Origin of the sequence: Methylobacterium sp. UNC378MF (assembly GCF_900103195.1) — a bacterium.
Taxonomy (GTDB): Bacteria; Pseudomonadota; Alphaproteobacteria; order Rhizobiales; family Beijerinckiaceae; genus Methylobacterium.
Genome location: NZ_FMWU01000006.1, coordinates 206,366 through 222,327 on the forward strand (window position 1 = coordinate 206,366; position 15,962 = coordinate 222,327).

A 15,962-nucleotide genomic window follows, 5' to 3' on the forward strand; every position below is an offset into this window, starting at 1 on the left:
GGAGGAGTAGGCCGATGGCAATTTCAGCGGCGATCGGGACCCCCCTCGAGGCCTGCCTGGCGCAGGCCGTGGACGCCAGCCCGGCCCTGAAGGATGCCGCCGCGGTGATCGCGGCCGTGGCGCGCTCGGCTGTGGAGATCAGCGAACGGATCGGGCGCGGTGCGCTCGGCGGCGACCTCGCGGCCGCGGGCGAGCACAACAGCGACGGTGACGTCCAGAAGGCCCTCGATGTCATCGCTCACGAGAGCGTGACCGCAGCCCTGCGGAGCGCTCCGGTCGCCGAGGTCGCCTCCGAGGAAGCCGAAGAGGTGATGCGGCTGAACCCGGACGCGCCGCTTGCGGTCGCCATCGACCCGCTCGACGGCTCCTCCAACATCGGCGTGAACATGGCCGTGGGCATGATCTTCGGGATCCGGCCGTCGATCAAGGATCCGGCGAATCCGCTCGCCTCGTTCACGACGCCCGGCTCGGCGCAGATCGCCGCGGGCTTCGTGACGTACGGCCCGGCCACTGCGCTGATCCTGACGCTCGGGGAGGGCACCCAATCCTACGTGCTCGACCGCGCCGAGGGTCGGTTCAAGCTGACGAGTCAGGCCATGTCTGTGCCGGCCTCGACCAAGGAATTTGCCATCAACGCCTCGAATGCCCGGCACTGGGACGCCCCTGTGAAGGCCTATATCGAGGATTGCCAGCGCGGCACCGAGGGCCCGCGCGACAAGGACTACAACATGCGCTGGCTGGCCTCCCTGGTGGCCGACATCCAGCGCGTGCTGACCCGCGGCGGTGTGTTCCTCTACCCGGGCGATGCCCGGAAGAACTACGCCCGTGGCCGCCTGCGGCTGCTCTACGAGGTCGCGCCCGTGGCCATGCTGGTTGAGCAGGCGGGCGGGACCGCCACCGACGGTGAGACGCGGATCCTCGACCTCGTGGCCACCGGCATCCACGAGCGGGCACCGCTGGTCTGCGGCTCGACCGAGGAGGTGGCTTGTGTCGCGACCTACTATGCGGGCGGGAAGCCCGATGCCGGCCGCTCGCCGCTTTTCGGCCAGCGCGGCCTGATGCGGTCCTGAGGCGCAACGCGAAGTCCGGACGGAATGTCGGCGCGGCACCCCATCATCTCGGTGACCGGCTCCTCCGGGGCCGGCACCACGTCGGTGCGCAACACCTTCGAGCAGATCTTCCGCCGCGAGGACGTGCGGGCGGTCTTCATCGAGGGTGATGGCTTCCACGCCTTCGACCGCGACACGATGCGGGCGATGATGGCGAACGAGCCGACGTTGTCCCACTTCGCACCGCGCGCCAACCTCCTGCCCGAACTGGAGGCGGTATTCCGCAGCTATGCCGAGACCGGGGCCGGCCGCACCCGCCACTACGCTCATGACCAGCACGACGCCCAGGCCTACGGCATCCCTGAGGGAAGCTTCTCGGACTGGGAGGCGTTCCCGTCCGATTCCGACCTCCTGTTCTATGAGGGCCTGCACGGCTGCGTGGCCGATCAGGATGTCGACATCGCCCGTTACGCCGACCTGAAGATCGGCGTCGTGCCGGTGATCAACCTCGAATGGATCCAGAAGCTGCACCGGGACCGCTCGTTTCGCGGCTACTCCACCGAGGCGGTGACCGACGTGATCCTGCGGCGCATGCCTGACTACGTGCAGACCATCTGCCCGCAATTCTCGTTCACCGACATCAACTTCCAACGGGTGCCGACGGTCGACACCTCGAATCCGTTCATCGCCCGCTGGATACCCACCGCCGACGAATCGATGGTGGTGATCCGCTTCAAGGACCCGAAGGGGATCGATTTCTCGTACCTCGTCTCCATGATCCATGACAGTTTCATGAGCCGGGCCAATTCCATCGTGATCCCGGGCGGAAAGCTGGATCTCGCCATGCAGCTGATCCTGACGCCGATGATCATGCAGCTCGTCGAGCGCCGCCGCCGACTGGCCTGAGCCAATCCCGAAAGCCTCCCATGCTCGCACCCGTCATCGCCCCGTCGATCCTGTCCGCCGACTTCTCGAAGCTCGCCGAGGAGACCCGCGCCGTCGATGCGGCCGGGGCCGACTGGATCCATCTCGACGTCATGGACGGCCATTTCGTGCCCAACATCACCTTCGGGCCCCCCGTCGTGAAAGCCCTGCGCCCGCACACGCAGAAGTACTTCGACGTGCACCTGATGATCGCGCCGGCCGATCCGTACCTGGCGGCCTTCGCGCAGGCGGGGGCCGATGGGATCACGGTCCATGCCGAGGCCGGGCCGCATATCCACCGCTCGCTCCAGACCATCCGCGACCTCGGCAAGCGCGCCGGCGTGGCGATCAACCCGGGCACGCCGGCCGTCATGGTCGAGCCGTTGCTCGACCTCGTGGATCTCGTGCTGATCATGACGGTCAATCCCGGCTTCGGCGGCCAGAGCTTCATCAAGAATGCGATGGAATCGGTGGCGCGGGTGCGCGCCATGGTTGCGGGTCGGGACATCCGCATCCAGGTGGATGGGGGGATCGACCCTGAAACCGTGAAGGCTGCGAGCCGCGCCGGTGCCGACACCTTCGTGGCCGGCAATGCCGTGTTCAGCGGCGGCCCGGACGCCTACGCAGAGCGCATCGCGGCGATTCGTGAAGGCGCGGAGGGCGCCTCCGGTCGCGACCTGTCGTGCTGAGGGCGCTGATCTTCGACGTCGACGGGACCCTCGCCGAGACGGAGGATCTGCACCGGCAGGCGTTCAACCGCGCCTTCGCGGAACTCGGCCTGCCCTGGCACTGGGACGAGGCGCTCTACGCCAACTTGCTCACCGTGATGGGCGGCAAGGAGCGGCTCGCCCACTACATCGACACGCAACATCCGTACGAGGCCAACGCGCTCCATGCGCTGGCCCCGGAAATCCACGCACGCAAAACCGCCGCATACGGGGCGCAGGTTGCGGAAAGCGGTCTGCCCTTGCGCCCCGGGGTCGCCCGGCTGATCGCTGAGGCCCGGGCGGCCGGGCTCCGCATCGCGGTGGCCACCACAACCAGCCGACCGAACGTGGACCGGCTCCTGGCTGCCAATTTCCCGCCGGATGCCGCCCCCTTCGATGTAATCGCGGCGGGCGACGAGGCGAACCGCAAGAAGCCCGCCCCCGACGTGTTCCTCCTGGCCCTCGCCGGCCTGAACGTCGCGGCCTCGGAGGCTGTGGCCTTCGAGGATTCTGCCGCCGGCATTAGCTCCGCCCGGGCCGCCGGCCTGCCGGTCCTGGCAACCCGGAGCCGCTACACCGATAGCCATCGCCTCGACGGTGCCTTCTCTGCGGTCTCGGACCTCGGCGAGCCGGGGCGGCCGCATCGGCACCTCGCCGGTCTGGAATGGCCGGGCGGGATCGTGGATCTCGCCGGTCTTCTCCGGTGGCACGACGCCCTGGAAGAGCCGGGCAACTCGCCGACATGCGTCGGGCCGCCCTCGACGCGCTCCTGACGGGGCGCCCTTCTTCGATCGCCGTCGCGGAATGATATGCCAAGGCCGTCATCGGCCTGACGGCCATCGCCGATGCGGCAGTCGCAGTCATCGATACCGCGATCGACCGGGCACGCGCCTCCGCGACCGGGTCCTCGTCTCCGCCTCGGACCTGTCCCGTCAGGCCGACCAACTGTCCGACGAGGTCCGGCGCGTCCTCGCCACCGTCCGCTCGGCGTGAGGGGCGCGCCCGGTCTCGAAGGCCGCGCCACCGCGCGACGCATGGACTCCGACCGACGCCGCCCGTCCCAGCCGGTCAGCGCCGCGCACGGTCGAGCCGGCGGTCCTGGCGCCCCGCCGCCCGCCCCTGCGCCTCGGTGGCGAACAGCATCGTGCCGGCAACGATGCCGACCGCCGCCACGATCCCGAACTTGAGCCAGCGCGGGTCGGCCGCCGCAACGTGGCCGGTCGCGCGGGCGTCGAACCGGCCGTGCGCCCCGGGATCGGTGTCCACCGGGTCGTAGAGGTTGTTGGGGCGGTTCTTCTGCGCCTTCACGTCGGTCATCTCCCCGCGATAGCCATGCCGGGCGAGGTAGCCGTCGATCCAGCCCGGGATCAGCATGTTTCCGATGATCGCCTTCCAAGCCGAGGCGCCGATCCACAATTCCCGCGGCGCGCCGTGGGCCGCCCGGAAGACGTGCCGGGCGATCGCCTCCGGCTGGTAGATCGGCGGAACCGGCTCGAGCTTGCGCGGCAGCCGCGAGCGCGCCCAGTCGAACTGAGGGGTGTTCACAGCCGGCAGCTGCACCATCGTCAGCCGCACCCGGCTGCCATCGTGAATCAACTCGCTGCGCAGGGAATCGACGAAGCCGCGCACTGCGGCCTTGGCGGCGCAGTAGCTGGCTTGGAGCGGGATCGAGCGGTAGGCGAGCGCTGAGCCGATATGCACGACGGTGCCCTGGTCGCGCGGCACCATATGCCTCAGGGCGGCGAGCGTCCCGTGCACCTGACCGAGATAGGTTACCTCGGTGGCGCGGCGGAACTCCTCCGGGCTCGTCTCCTGCACGGGGGCGTAGATCGTCACCATCGCGTTGTTGACCCAGACATCTATGCGGCCGAACGTCTCGGCCAGGTCATCGGCAGCCTGCGCGACGGCGTCCGCGTCGGCGACGTCGATTGCGAAGGCCAGCGCCCGGCCACCGACCTGCTCGACGTCGCGGATCGTGCCCCTCAGCCCAGCCTCGCCCCGGGCGATCAGCCCGACATTCCAGCCATGTCGGGCGAATTCATGCGCTACGGCGCGGCCGACGCCGGCGCTCGCGCCCGTGATCATGACCGTACTGCGTCCGTTGCGGCTCGACATCAGGCTTCCAGCTGCGCGTGAAGACCAGCGCCAACGCCCGAGGCCGCCGTTCTTTCCGCGCTCACGAGATTGGGAGGCCGGCGCCGCCATGCCCGCCAGCGCTCGCAGATTGGCGGCGGCTGCGTTGCTTCGTCGGAAGACGGCGGCCTATATACGGCGCGACCTCACAGCCGCGACGGCGGGGTCCCGGACGCCCGCCCGCGCCAACGAACAAAAGTCTGAACCGTCATGGCAGGCCATTCGCAGTTCAAGAACATCATGCACCGGAAGGGCCGGGTGGACGCGGTCCGCTCGAAGGTGTTCGGCAAGCTCGCTCGCGAGATCACCGTGGCGGCCAAGCTCGGCACGCCCGATCCGGCGATGAATCCGCGCCTGCGGGCGGCTATTCTGGCGGCCCGCGCCGAGAATATGCCCAAGGACAATATCGAGCGCGCCATCAAGAAGGCCGCCGGCGCCGACGGCGAGAACTACGAGGACATCCGCTACGAGGGCTACGGCCCCGGCGGCGCCGCGCTGATCGTCGAGGCGCAGACCGACAACCGCAACCGTACCGCCTCGGACGTGCGCTCGGCCTTCACCAAGTCGGGCGGGAGCCTCGCCGAGACCGGGGCCGTGGCGTTCATGTTCGACCGCGTCGGCGTGATCGCCTATCCCGCCTCCGTGGCCGATGCCGACACGATGCTGGAGGCTGCCATTGAGGCCGGCGCCGACGATGTCAGCTCCGGCGAGGACGGGCACGAGGTCGTCTGCGCCCAGGATTCGTATGGCGAGGTCGCCAAGGCCCTCGAGGGGCGCTTCGGCGAGCCGAGCCGCACCGGGCTGATCTGGAAGGCGCAGAACACGATCGACGTCGATGACGAGACCGGTGAGAAGCTCATCCGGCTCGTCGAGGTGATCGAGGACCAGGACGACGTCCAGCATGTCTACGTGAATTTCGCCCTGTCGGATGCACTTGTCGCCAAGCTGCAGGCGTAAGAGGCGGCCTCACAGGCGCGGCTCACGCCGACGGATGCACGCGCGCAATCTCCGGGTGTGTCATCCCGCGCGACAGCCGCCCCGTCGTTCCGGGACGCCGCGGGCGAGCCCGGAATCCTGAACCTCGGACAGAGCCGGTTCGGGCATCCGGTGAGGCTCTGGATCACGGGACCCGCTGCGCGGTCCCGGCCTGCCGGGCCAGCCGCCGAGTGATCCGGAAATCTCAGGCGCCGGCGGCCGCGAGTTCGGCGCCGAACCGCTCCTGCGCGTAGCGCTCCACCGAGAAGGTGTCGTCGGGCAGCTGCACCATGAAGCGCTCGGCCACCTCGGTCAGGACGATGTCGGGCTGGACGCGCTCGATATAGGCCCAGTCGAGCGAGGTGCTCCAGATGAAGTGCACCTCGCGGAAGGTTTCCGCCAGCATGATCGTCAGCATGTACGGCATGACGTGCGCGAACGAATCGCCGAACAGCACCAGGCGGCGCGGGTCGTTGGCCTTGGCGTTGCCGTAGACCACGTGCGCGCCGACATGCAGCGTGTGCAGCAGGCCGGCCCTCTCCCGGGCCTCGACGATCGGGCTGCCATAGGTCCGCACCGCGTCCTGCTGCATCAGGACGGTGCGGGAGCGCGCCCGCCGGGGCGGATCGAAGGCGCTCCCCAGATCGCCGTCATGGTCGGTCTCGTAGGACGGCCGTTCGCGCAGATCCTGCCGCGGCGCGGCGCCCAGCGCCCGGCAGATCTCCGCGTAGGCCAGGAAGCAGCCGTCGGAGGACCAATGCGTGTCGGTCCGGCAATAGAGGTCGGCCGTGTCGCGCTGCGCCCGCATCGGCGTCACCAGGTCGATGCAGGTCTGCCGCCAGCGTTTCCGGCGGCGCCAGGCCGCGTACAGCCCGATCGGACCGAGGAGGCGGCCCGGCATGGGCTCGCTGTGGAGGAGCCGGTAGGCCGGCGACGCGCTCGGCCGGATGGTGAGCCCGTCGAGCCGGTGATCGTAGATCATCAGCTTCTCCGGGGCGACGACGTGGCGGTACAGGATACCCTGGGCGCGCAGGCGCCGCTCCCGCGTCGACACGAGGCTGCGCCACTGCCAGATCAGCTCCGTCGTCTCCTCCGGCCGCTCGTACTGGCCGAGCACGTCATTGGTCCCGGTCTTCAGGAACAGCCATCCGTCCTGGCCGACATGGATGTGGTCGGGCGTGCTCGAAATCATGGCGCACTCGTGAGGCGGGTCGCCCGCGCCGGCCGACGCCGAGGATGACGGATTCGGCAGCAAGGAGCGGGATGCCGGTGCGGCGGCGGACGGACAGAGTGCTGCACGCGTCATCCACCGCCCGGCAGGCCCCGTCATGCCCCTCCTCAACGCTCACGCCAAGCCGCATAGTGCCGCCGCCATGAGTACCGGAACCAGGACAGAGGCCGGCGATACCGAGCGCTGGGCGGCCCTCGCCGCCCGCGACGCGCGGGCGGACGGCACCTTCGTGTACGCGGTCCGCACCACCGGGGTGTATTGCCGCCCGAGCTGCGCCTCGCGGGCGGCCCGGCCCGAGAATGTCAGCTTTCACCGGACCTGCGCCGAGGCGGAGGCGGCGGGCTTCCGGCCGTGCCGGCGCTGCCGTCCGGACGAACCCGCCCTCGCCGAGCGGCGGGCCGCGGCGATCGCCCGCGCCTGCCGCCTGATCGAGGCCGCCGAGACGATGCCGTCCCTCGCCGAACTCGCCGGCGCCGCCGGCCTGAGCGCCTACCATTTCCACCGGCTGTTCAAGGCCGCCACCGGCGTGACGCCCAAGGCCTACGCGGCCGCCCATCGCGCCGCGCTGGTGGCGCGGCGGCTGCCCGGCGCCGCTTCGGTGACCGAGGTGCTCTACGAGGCCGGCTACGGCGCGGCGAGCCGCTTCTACGCGGGTGGTGCGCCCCGTCTCGGCATGGCGCCCGCCGCCTACCGGACGGGCGGCGCAGGCCTGCGCATCCGGTTCGGCATCGGTGCCTGCACCCTGGGTGCGATCCTGGTCGCCGCCACCGATGCGGGCGTCTGCGCGATCCTGCTCGGGGACGCGCCCGAGCCGCTCTTGCGCGATCTCGAGGATCGCTTTCCCGCCGCGGCCATCGAGGGGGGCGACCCGGCCTTCGAGGGCTGGATGGCGCAAGTCATCGGTCTCGTGGAGGCGCCCGGGAGCGGCCTCTCTCTGCCGCTCGACATCCGCGGCACGGCCTTCCAGCAGCGGGTCTGGGAAGCGCTGCGGAAGATCCCGGTCGGATCGACGGCGACCTACGCGGAGATCGCCCGCGCCATCGGCCTGCCGACGGCGACCCGTGCGGTCGCCCAGGCCTGCGGGGCGAATCCGGTCGCGGTGGCGATCCCGTGCCACCGGGTCGTACGATCAGACGGCGCCCTGTCGGGCTATCGCTGGGGCGTCGCGCGCAAGCGGGCGCTGCTCGACCGGGAGACCGAGGGCTGAGGCCCGCCAGCGCGCGCTCGCGCGGACGGTGGTCCGTCTAGCGCCGTCCTCCGCCCGGGCCGCCCAAGCCACCTCCGCCCAAGCCACCTCCGCCGAAGCCGCCGCCACCGGGACCGCCCGGGCCCGGGCCAGGGCCGCCGCTCGGACCGCCGAAGCCCCCGGGTCCGACCGGGAATGCCCCGGGCCCAGTCGGCGGGGCACCGCCGAAGCCGCCGCGGGGTGCGCCGAATCCGCCCGGCGCTTCCGTGCCGGGAACGACCGCGCCTCCGGGGCGGGTGTCGATCGCCGGACTACGCGGCGCCCCGATGCCGCCCGGGCCGCCCTGCCGGCCGCCGGGCTCGGGACCGAACCGGCCGGGCAGCTCGTCGGGCAGGTTGCGCAGGTCCAGCCGATCGCGCTCCCGCTCGAACCGTGGGGGATCCGGTTGCGGTGCGTCGGGCGCGATGCGCTTCTCGATGCGCAGCCGCTCCACCGTGAGGTCGCCGTCCCGCGCGATCGCCGCGGTCAGCACCGCCCGCACGCTCCCGGCGCGTGGAACCTGCGCGCCCGCACGACCCGCCACGGCGTAGCCCGCGCCGACATCGAATCCGGAGCCGGTCCGGCCGATATAGGCCTCGATCGAGACCTGCTTCAGGCCCGGCGGGAACGGCAGGCCCACCTTCGCGGCGTTGGTCACGGTGAGGACGTCGTTCGCCGCCGAGCCCGTCACCAGGGCGCGTTTGCCCGCTGGCAGGGCATCCGCTCCCGTGAGACGCAGGCCGCCGATCCTCGGCCCGTCCGCACCGCGCCGCACCGGTCCGGCGACGCGGTCCGGCCCGGCCTCCCGCGGCTCGATCAGGCTGGCCACGATCACGCCGTCCGGCCGGCGCAGCCCGCTCACCGCGACCCGCACCCCCGGCTTCCAGACGCCCTCGAGACCCGCGGTCGAGACCCGCTGCCCGAGCACCACCAGCCGACCCGGCGCGACGGATTCCACGGGCCCGACCACCTCGCTGGTCACGTCGATCCGCCGCGTGGCGAGGCCGGCCCCCTCGGGCCGCGCGACCACGTGGACCACCTGACCGATCTTGAGGTCGGCGGCCTTCGCGGGGGCGCCGTCGATGCGCACCTCCACCTCTGGCGGGTAGGCGATGCGCAGGTCGTTGACGATGATCGAGCCGAAGCGGCGGATCGTGCCGATCACGCCGGTCCCGCCGATGCCGCGGTCGCCCTCGCCGAGTGACCCGTCGCGGGGGTCGTCGGTCCGCATCATGCCGGTGCCGCCGATGCCCTGATCGCGCGGCGCGTCCTGCGAGCGGACGGCGCTCGGCAGCAGGGTCGCGGCCCCCGCGAGCAGGCGCAGGACGAACCGGCGGTTGGGCAAGGCGCGCACGGGCTGGCCTCTCACCGCTCGTCCGCGGGCTGCGCCGGTGGCGCCGCTTCCGTGTAGATGTAGAGGCCGAAATTCCAGCGATGCGTGCCGCCGGGATCAGTCTGGCAGGCGGCGTGCGCTTCCCGGTTGGCCTGCTGCAGGGCCTCCATGGCGATCTCGCGGGCGCGTGCCTCGAGCTTGGTCGCGAGGTCCTTCGACAGCCCATCGTAATGGACCGCCCGCTCCAGGAAGCGCGGCGCATCGCCGACGATATTGGCGACGGCGGCCGCGATGTGGTCGTGCAGGTTGCGGCCGAAATAGTAGAGCTGCGGCCCCTCGGCACCGTCGCCGCGGGGCACGTAGGCGGCCTCCGCCAGCACGATCCGGTCCTGTGGGTCGGTGAAGGCCAGCCCGCGGTCGAGCCACTCGTCGAGGACGGCGCGGGGCCGCAGATCCCGGGTCACGCCCGCGACCAGGGATTCGAACGAGGGCGCGCTGCCCTCCGCGGTGCGCGGCAGCTTCAGGGGCTGGCCCTGCGGATCGGTGAAGGCCGGGTCGGCGATCCAGCGGGCGATGATCCGGCTGGTGCGCGAGACGACGGCCGGGACGGCGCTGACAGGGGCACCCGCGCCGCGCAGGCGCCGGACCTCCTTGCGGTGGATGCCGGTGAGCAGGGAGACGCGGCTATCCGTCTGCTCCTTGCCGGTCAGGGCGAAATCGTACTCGGCGACGTTCACGTAGAGCTCGCGCAGAAGGTCCGTAAGCGCGGGAAACGTGATGCCGCGTGCCACGAGCAGGCGGACGAGCGGGCGCAGCAGCCGCGCCAGAGGCGCGTGCAGGCTGGCGCCCTCCCGTGGGGTATCGGCAGTTTCGGACATGGCCTCATCGTGGCGCCTTGTGCCGTGGGATACAATCCCACCGCGTGCGACGGCACACACCGAAGCGCGCTTTCCGTGTTGACGTGGGATTTTTGCACACGTAGACCAGATGCGTGGTCAAATTTCCCACGCGAAGTGAGGAGCAGGGGTCATGAATGTCCGAGCACGCCCTCTGATAACGGCGACCCTGCCGCCTTTGACGACGACCACCGCCCGCGAACACCGTCCGCAGCGGGCTGTCTCTCTTCCGCGGCTCCGGCGCCTGATCGGCGTCATCGCCGCGCTCACGCTGCCCGTCCTCGGAGTCGCTGGTGCGGACACGGTCCACCGCGCCCTCGCACCGAAGACGACGCAGGCCGCCGCTCCCGCCAACCCCTCTGGCGGGGCGGCGGTACCCACAGGTACCGCCGCGCCCAGGCGTGCCCTTCGAACCCTGCGGACAGCGGCGCGGATGGCCGCCAGCCGGGACATGCGGTCATGATGGTCCTGTCCGATTTCGGCAGCCGGCGTCCGGCTCCGACCTGCGGCGGAGCGGCCGTCCTCGACCTCGCGCTCTGCCTGATCCTGGCCGTGACCGTCGTCGGCCTGCTCCTCCTGGCCCTCTGATCCTCGCGGCTTCGCCGCCCTCCACAAAGAGACATCCATGACGCGATCGTTCCACGCAGCCCTCGCGGGTGCCGCGGCCGGCTGCTTCGCGCTCGCCGCCGAGGCGGCGGATCTGCCCCGCCGCGCGCCGCCGCCGCCGCTCCCGCCGCTACCGGTCTTCACCTGGACCGGCTTCTATGCCGGCGTGAATGCCGGATATGCGTTCCCCACCGCGAGCGGCGGGTTCACCGACCCGACCTACGGTGCCGTGACGGGCGGCGGCCGGTCCGGCGGCTTCGCCGGCGGCGGCCAGATCGGCTACAATTATCAGGTCACACCGGGCGCCGGCGTCGTGGTCGGCTTGGAGACCGACATCCAAGGTACGGCCTTTGCCAAGGCGGATGCCACCTATCTCGGCACCGCGCCGTATTACAGCGTCCGGCCGGCCCTCGACTATTTCGGGACGGTCCGCGCGCGACTCGGCTACGCGTTCGACCGCGTCCTCGTCTACGGCACCGGCGGCCTCGCCTATGGCGGCGGCTCGCGTTCGGCCTATGCGGGATCCTACCCCTACACCCTGCCGTCCACCGACCGGACCGGTTACGCGGCCGGCGGCGGCGTCGAGTACGCGCTCACCGAGAAGCTCTCCGCGAAGGTGGAGGCCCTCTACCTCCATCTGGGCCGCGGATCGGTCGCCTCTACCTACTACAATGCCAGTGTTCCGGCCTATTATGGTGCCGGCAAACAGGATTCCGGTTTCGCGCTGGTTCGCGCCGGTTTGAATTACCGATTTTGAACAATACTCATGAATAGATAGCTTGACGGAGTGGGCAGGCTGGGTCGCAATGCGGGGCGTTCGGCTTCGCGAATCTGTCGGCCGCGCGAACCTGCTTACGGCCGGTGAGAGTCGCAGAGGCCGAATACCGCGCGGATGCCGCCACGCGGGATCAGGGTTTCTCTCCGACAGGATCGGCCGTGCGCATACCCAGCCCGACCTCCCTCCCGACCGCCTTGCTCGCCTTCGGGCTCGCGGCCTGTGCCGTTCCGGTGCGGGCCCAGGAGATCGTCCCGCCCGGGCCGACCGGGCGCGGCGCCATCCTGATTTACGGAAATTTCTGCGGTCCCGGCAATCGCGGCCCCGGATACCCGCCCATCGACGCGCTGGACCGCGCCTGCGCGCATCACGATGCCTGCTCGCCGGAGCCGGACTCGGGCCTGTTGCCGACCTGCGCCTGCAACGGCCGCCTCCGGGTCGAGGCGGGGATGGTCGCCCACGATCCGCGCGCATCGGACCAGACCCGCCAGACGGCGCAGTTCATCTCGGATTTCGCCGCGGCGCTGCCCTGTCAGTAGGCTGCGCCGCGCGTTCGATCAGGCGGCGTCGGCCGGGTTGGCGGCCGGCTTCGGGCCGCCCTTGGCGACCCCCACGAGGGCCGGGCGCAGGACGCGCTCGCCGATGACGTAGCCCGCCTGCACGACCTGCACGACGGTGCCCGCGGGAACCTCCGCGTTCGGCACCTCGAACATCGCCTGATGGCGATTCGGGTCGAACTTCTGGCCCTGGGGCTCGACGATCTTCACGCCGTGGCGCTCGAGGGTCTTGGCGAGGTCGCGCTCGGTGAGCTCGATCCCGTCGATCAGGCCCTTCAGGGCGCCGTCGGCCGTGGCCTTGGCGTCGGCCGGGACGCTGTCGAGGGCACGACGGATGTTGTCGGCGACGTTGAGCACGTCCCGCGCGAAATTGGTCACCGCGTAGGCGCGCGCGTCGGCGACCTCGCGCTCCGTCCGGCGGCGCAGGTTCTCCATCTCGGCGAGGGTGCGCAGCGTCCGGTCCTTGAGCTCATCGCGCTCGGCCGTGAGCAGGGCCAGGGCCTCCGCGACCGGATCGACGGAGGCCGACCCGGTGCCCTGACCCGCGGGCGCGGGATCCTGGGCCGCGCCGGCACCGGCTTCGACCGTGGTCTGGCGCTGGTCATCCTGGGTCATGTCGTTGCTCGTCATCACGTTTCAGTCGTGGGCGGGATGGGGTGGGGTATGATCGGAATCGGCGCTGATATCTGGCCAAGGGGCCGCGAAATCAACCCGTACGCTCACGCCTCGCGCGGCGGCGGCGCCGCCACCAGCGCCTCCAGACCCTCGGCCTTGAGCGTGGCGACGTCGTGCGCGAACACATCCATCACGGTGCTGCGGATCGCGGCCTGCCGGTCGGGCTGCGTCACCCGCGTGCCGGTGAGGTCGGTCACGTAGAAGACGTCCACGGCCCGTTCGCCGAAGGTCGCCACATGCGCCGACGTGATGTTGAGCGACAGCCGGCTGAAGGCGGTGGTCAATTCGTAGAGCAGGCCCGGCCGGTCGAGACCGGTGATCTCCACCACGGTCTCGCGGCTCGACAGAGCGTTGTCGATGATGACGTCCGGCGGCACCGGGAAGGTCTTGGCGCGGGTGCTCGTCGGCGGGTGCTTGTCGGCGACGAGGTCGGCGATGCGGATCTCGCCTTTCAGCGCCCGCTCGATCGCCGCGGTGATGCGCTTGGTCCGGCGCAGCTCGTCCTCGTCCCGCTCGAAGGCGCGGGAGATGAAGATGGTGTCGAGGGCGAACCCGTCGGTCGTGGTGAAGATCTGCGCGTCGACGATGTTGCTGCCGGCCGCCGCGCAGGCGCCGGTGACGATGGCGAGCAGGCGGGGATGGTCGGGCGAGTAGACAGTGATTTCGGTCACGCCGCGGACGGGGTCGAGCGCCACGTCGGTGGCGCTGGTCCGCCCGTCGCGCACGACGTCGCGCAGGAAGATCGCGTTCTTGAGCTGGCGCGTGCCGTCGACCTTGAGCCAGTAGGCCTGGCTGTGCCGGGCCGCGTAGGCGTCGAACTCCTCTGCGCCCCAGCCGGGCAGCTGCTCCCGCAGGCCCATCTGCACGAGGCGCACCCGGTCGGTCCGGGCGATCTCGGAATGGCCGCCCGACAGGTAGACCTCGGTCTCGTCGTACAGGGTCCGGACCAGCGTACCCTTCCAGGCGGTCCAGACCCCGGGGCCGACGGCGGTGATGTCGGCCACCGTCAGGATGGTCAGGAGCTTCAGCCGCTCCAGGCTCTGCACGCTCGCGGCGAAACGCTCGATCGTCTTGCCATCCGAGAGGTCGCGGCTCTGCGCGGTCATCGACATCAGCAGGTGGTGTTCCACGAGCCAGCGGACGGTCTCGGTCTCGGCCTGGTTCAGGCCGAAGCGCGGGCAGAGCTTCTCGGCGATGGCGGCGCCGGCGATCGAGTGATCCTCCGGCCGACCCTTGGCGATGTCGTGCAGCAGGATCGCCACGTAGAGCGCCGTGCGGTTGTGGATCGTGTGCACGAGCCGCGAGACCAGCGGGTAGGTCTCCTGCGCCCGGCCGGATTCGATATCGGCCAGCACGCCGACCGTGCGCAGCAGGTGCTCGTCCACCGTGAAGTGGTGGTACATGTTGAACTGCATCATCGCGACGATGCGGCCGAAATCCGGGATGAACCGGCCGAGCACGCCGGCCTCGTTCATCTCGCGCAGCGCCTCCTCCGGCGCGTTGCGCGAGGTGAGGATCTCGAGGAACAGGCGATTCGCCTCCGGATCCACGCGCAGCGTCGGGTTGACGAGGCGCAGGGACCGGCTGGCCAGCCGCTTGGCGTCCGGATGGATCGCGAGGTTGTGCCGGTCGGCGAGCCAGAACAGCCGGATCAGGTTGACCGGGTCGCGCTCGAACGCGTCCTCGGCGCGCAGGTTCACCCGGCCGTGGTCGATCCAGAAATCCTCCGCCTCCATGGCGGTCGCCCGGAACCGGTCGCGGAACCGGCCGATCCAGCGGTCGAGCACCGGGGTGCGCTTGGCGTGCCGCGCCTCCAGCTCCGCGCAGACGATGGCGGTGAGGTCGCCGACATCCTTGGCGAACCGGAAATAGGCCTTCATGAAGCGCTCGACGCCGGAGAGGCCGCCGCGGGCCTCGTAGCCGAAGCGCTCGGCGATCCGCGGCTGCAGGCCGAAGGAGAGGCGCTCCTCCGCCCGCTTCGTCACGAAGTGCATGTGGCAGCGCACCCGCCACAGGAACTCCTCGCAGCGCTCGAACAGCGCGTACTCCTCCGGGGTGAACAGGCCGGCGCTGACGAGTTCGGCCTGATCACGCACCCGGTAGGTATATTTGGCGATCCAGAACAGCGTGTTCAGGTCGCGCAGGCCGCCCTTGCCGTCCTTGACGTTCGGCTCGACGAGGTAGCGCGAGGACCCGGCCTTCGAGACGCGCAGGTCGCGCTCGCGCAGCTTCGCCTCCACGAACTCGGCGGCGGAGCCGACCACCAGCTCGGCATCGAAGCGCGTCACCAGCTCCTCGTAGAGGATGCGGGTGCCGAACAGGTAGCGCGCCTCCAGCAGGGCCGTGCGGATCGTCATGTCGGCCCGCGCCTCGCGCAGGCATTCCTCGACCGAGCGCGTGGCGTGGCCGACCTTCAGCTTCAGGTCCCACAGGACGTAGAGCATCCCCTCGACGACGCTCTCCGACCACGCGGTCTGCTTGTAGGGGAGCAGGAACAGCAGATCGATGTCCGAGCCCGGCGCCATCGTGCCCCGGCCGTAGCCGCCGGTGGCGACCACCGCGAGCTGCTCGCCGGTCGACGGGTTGTCATTGGGATAGAGCCGCCAGACCACGGCATCGTGGATCGCCCGGACCACCGCGTCGGTGAGGTTCGACAGGGTCTGTGCGCAGCGCAGCCCGTTGCGGTCTTCGAGGAGCTGCGCCTCCGCGGCGCGATGGCCTTCCTCGATCACCCGGCGCAGCTGCGGCACCAGTGCGGCCCGGAGCTTGGTAGGCTCGCGAGCTTCGCGGTCGAGATTCTCCAGGACCGTATCGAGGGCGGCGACGGGATCGAACATGGCTCCCGTTAGCATGATATCCCTACGCCGCCAGCCATG

At 70.6% G+C, this 15,962-nt stretch carries 15 protein-coding genes; 9 read left to right on the forward strand and 6 right to left on the reverse strand.

The window, feature by feature from the left end; all coding sequences use genetic code 11:
• The first annotated feature begins 14 nt into the window (after positions 1 to 14).
• From BLT59_RS08560 to BLT59_RS08575, 4 genes are read left to right on the forward strand one after another with little or no spacing between them, the layout of a single operon-like run.
• On the forward strand, positions 15 to 1,070 hold the full coding sequence (locus BLT59_RS08560) for a class 1 fructose-bisphosphatase (RefSeq protein WP_091778474.1): 1,056 nt from the start codon (positions 15 to 17) through the stop codon (positions 1,068 to 1,070).
• A gap of 24 nt (positions 1,071 to 1,094) precedes the next feature.
• Positions 1,095 to 1,955: a phosphoribulokinase gene (locus BLT59_RS08565; protein ID WP_091778476.1), complete on the forward strand. Its 861-nt coding sequence runs from the start codon at positions 1,095 to 1,097 to the stop codon at positions 1,953 to 1,955.
• 20 nt (positions 1,956 to 1,975) lie between these two features.
• Positions 1,976 to 2,662: a ribulose-phosphate 3-epimerase gene (gene rpe / locus BLT59_RS08570; protein ID WP_091778478.1), complete on the forward strand. Its 687-nt coding sequence runs from the start codon at positions 1,976 to 1,978 to the stop codon at positions 2,660 to 2,662.
• A complete protein-coding gene (locus tag BLT59_RS08575) occupies positions 2,656 to 3,453 on the forward strand; it encodes an HAD-IA family hydrolase (protein ID WP_091778480.1) in 798 nt (265 codons plus the stop codon). Before rpe ends, BLT59_RS08575 begins: the two co-directional genes overlap by 7 nt.
• A 295-nt stretch (positions 3,454 to 3,748) precedes the next feature.
• On the opposite strand, the gene BLT59_RS08580 is transcribed toward BLT59_RS08575, so the two are convergent.
• Positions 3,749 to 4,795 carry an SDR family oxidoreductase gene (locus BLT59_RS08580; protein ID WP_091778482.1) on the reverse strand — a complete coding sequence of 349 codons (1,047 nt, stop codon included), beginning with the start codon at positions 4,793 to 4,795 and terminating at the stop codon, positions 3,749 to 3,751.
• 228 nt (positions 4,796 to 5,023) lie between these two features.
• Between BLT59_RS08580 and BLT59_RS08585 the strand changes: the two genes are divergently transcribed.
• Positions 5,024 to 5,770, forward strand: a complete 747-nt coding sequence (locus BLT59_RS08585; protein ID WP_091778484.1) for a YebC/PmpR family DNA-binding transcriptional regulator — start codon at positions 5,024 to 5,026, stop codon at positions 5,768 to 5,770.
• A gap of 223 nt (positions 5,771 to 5,993) precedes the next feature.
• On the opposite strand, the gene BLT59_RS08590 is transcribed toward BLT59_RS08585, so the two are convergent.
• A complete protein-coding gene (locus BLT59_RS08590) occupies positions 5,994 to 6,980 on the reverse strand; it encodes an alginate O-acetyltransferase AlgX-related protein (protein WP_091778486.1) in 987 nt (328 codons plus the stop codon).
• Positions 6,981 to 7,161: 181 nt separating this feature from the next.
• On the opposite strand from BLT59_RS08590, the gene ada reads away from it, so the two are divergent.
• Positions 7,162 to 8,226: a bifunctional DNA-binding transcriptional regulator/O6-methylguanine-DNA methyltransferase Ada gene (gene ada / locus BLT59_RS08595; protein ID WP_175543973.1), complete on the forward strand. Its 1,065-nt coding sequence runs from the start codon at positions 7,162 to 7,164 to the stop codon at positions 8,224 to 8,226.
• Positions 8,227 to 8,263: 37 nt separating this feature from the next.
• Here the strand turns inward: ada and BLT59_RS31215 are convergent, their stop codons facing one another.
• Positions 8,264 to 9,598, reverse strand: a complete 1,335-nt coding sequence (locus BLT59_RS31215) for a DUF5666 domain-containing protein (protein WP_091778490.1) — start codon at positions 9,596 to 9,598, stop codon at positions 8,264 to 8,266.
• Positions 9,599 to 9,609: 11 nt separating this feature from the next.
• Positions 9,610 to 10,455 carry a DUF6502 family protein gene (locus BLT59_RS08605; RefSeq protein WP_091778492.1) on the reverse strand — a complete coding sequence of 282 codons (846 nt, stop codon included), beginning with the start codon at positions 10,453 to 10,455 and terminating at the stop codon, positions 9,610 to 9,612.
• Positions 10,456 to 10,932: 477 nt separating this feature from the next.
• On the opposite strand from BLT59_RS08605, the gene BLT59_RS32115 reads away from it, so the two are divergent.
• From BLT59_RS32115 to BLT59_RS08620, 3 genes are all read left to right on the forward strand, one after another.
• Positions 10,933 to 11,061 carry a hypothetical protein gene (locus BLT59_RS32115; protein ID WP_280141039.1) on the forward strand — a complete coding sequence of 43 codons (129 nt, stop codon included), beginning with the start codon at positions 10,933 to 10,935 and terminating at the stop codon, positions 11,059 to 11,061.
• Between the two features lie 37 nt (positions 11,062 to 11,098).
• On the forward strand, positions 11,099 to 11,836 hold the full coding sequence (locus BLT59_RS08615) for an outer membrane protein (RefSeq protein ID WP_091778494.1): 738 nt from the start codon (positions 11,099 to 11,101) through the stop codon (positions 11,834 to 11,836).
• Between the two features lie 179 nt (positions 11,837 to 12,015).
• On the forward strand, positions 12,016 to 12,393 hold the full coding sequence (locus tag BLT59_RS08620; protein WP_091778496.1) for a phospholipase A2 family protein: 378 nt from the start codon (positions 12,016 to 12,018) through the stop codon (positions 12,391 to 12,393).
• 18 nt (positions 12,394 to 12,411) lie between these two features.
• Here the strand turns inward: BLT59_RS08620 and grpE are convergent, their stop codons facing one another.
• Both grpE and BLT59_RS08630 read right to left on the reverse strand, forming a co-directional pair.
• On the reverse strand, positions 12,412 to 13,026 hold the full coding sequence (gene grpE, locus BLT59_RS08625) for a nucleotide exchange factor GrpE (protein ID WP_091778554.1): 615 nt from the start codon (positions 13,024 to 13,026) through the stop codon (positions 12,412 to 12,414).
• 104 nt (positions 13,027 to 13,130) lie between these two features.
• Positions 13,131 to 15,923 (reverse strand): [protein-PII] uridylyltransferase, encoded by a 2,793-nt coding sequence (locus tag BLT59_RS08630; RefSeq protein WP_091778498.1) that lies wholly within the window; start codon positions 15,921 to 15,923, stop codon positions 13,131 to 13,133.
• Positions 15,924 to 15,962: the final 39 nt, after the last annotated feature.

What these genes read in the sequence shown, in the direction of transcription:
- BLT59_RS08630 (WP_091778498.1), bottom strand. Translation starts at nt 15,923, where the DNA reads ATGTTCGATCCCGTCGCCGCCCTCGATACGGTCCTGGAGAATCTCGAC.
- BLT59_RS08585 (WP_091778484.1), top strand. Translation starts at nt 5,024, where the DNA reads ATGGCAGGCCATTCGCAGTTCAAGAACATCATGCACCGGAAGGGCCGG.
- BLT59_RS08565 (WP_091778476.1), top strand. Translation starts at nt 1,095, where the DNA reads ATGTCGGCGCGGCACCCCATCATCTCGGTGACCGGCTCCTCCGGGGCC.
- BLT59_RS08605 (WP_091778492.1), bottom strand. Translation starts at nt 10,455, where the DNA reads ATGTCCGAAACTGCCGATACCCCACGGGAGGGCGCCAGCCTGCACGCG.
- BLT59_RS08560 (WP_091778474.1), top strand. Translation starts at nt 15, where the DNA reads ATGGCAATTTCAGCGGCGATCGGGACCCCCCTCGAGGCCTGCCTGGCG.
- BLT59_RS08615 (WP_091778494.1), top strand. Translation starts at nt 11,099, where the DNA reads ATGACGCGATCGTTCCACGCAGCCCTCGCGGGTGCCGCGGCCGGCTGC.
- BLT59_RS32115 (WP_280141039.1), top strand. Translation starts at nt 10,933, where the DNA reads ATGATGGTCCTGTCCGATTTCGGCAGCCGGCGTCCGGCTCCGACCTGC.
- BLT59_RS08590 (WP_091778486.1), bottom strand. Translation starts at nt 6,980, where the DNA reads ATGATTTCGAGCACGCCCGACCACATCCATGTCGGCCAGGACGGATGG.
- BLT59_RS08580 (WP_091778482.1), bottom strand. Translation starts at nt 4,795, where the DNA reads ATGTCGAGCCGCAACGGACGCAGTACGGTCATGATCACGGGCGCGAGC.
- grpE (WP_091778554.1), bottom strand. Translation starts at nt 13,026, where the DNA reads ATGACCCAGGATGACCAGCGCCAGACCACGGTCGAAGCCGGTGCCGGC.
- ada (WP_175543973.1), top strand. Translation starts at nt 7,162, where the DNA reads ATGAGTACCGGAACCAGGACAGAGGCCGGCGATACCGAGCGCTGGGCG.
- rpe (WP_091778478.1), top strand. Translation starts at nt 1,976, where the DNA reads ATGCTCGCACCCGTCATCGCCCCGTCGATCCTGTCCGCCGACTTCTCG.